At 34.6% G+C, this 413-nt stretch carries 1 protein-coding gene; it reads right to left on the minus strand.

Annotated elements, in window-relative coordinates:
- Positions 1-84: 84 nt before the first annotated feature.
- The coding region (locus AB4496_RS24270) for a hypothetical protein (RefSeq protein WP_372132337.1) at positions 85-413 on the minus strand (329 nt) is incomplete at its 5' end.

Consider the following 413-nt stretch of genomic DNA (forward strand, 5'->3'; position numbering starts at 1 on the left):
GGTAACTCTAATTGAGAAATTGCTGAAGAATTTTTTAATAATTTAGCAATTCTTTCTGCTTCTTCTTTATTCATAGCAAGTATCCTAGACAATAAAACGATATAAACAGAAAGCAAAAACACCTAAAGAATTAGGGATGATGACACCTCTCATTACATGCTTCTTTTCTGTAGGTAACCCATTCTCACATCGGACCCATGAAGAGTATCGATCTACATCTATAGACACAAAAATACAAAGTAAATAAATCACAACCCAGCCAAAATTACCTTCTATTGCACCTTTAGCGTCAACATGCACATCAGCAAGAATCGTTGCTAATGACATTATAAATACGGAGGTACCAACAGCGTAGTAATTAATTTTAGGTGTATTATCGCCATCTTTACGGCCTAACCTATTTGCATAAACAC

The organism is Vibrio sp. 10N.222.46.A1, from assembly GCF_041473595.1.
Taxonomy (GTDB): Bacteria; Pseudomonadota; Gammaproteobacteria; order Enterobacterales; family Vibrionaceae; genus Vibrio; species Vibrio tasmaniensis_A.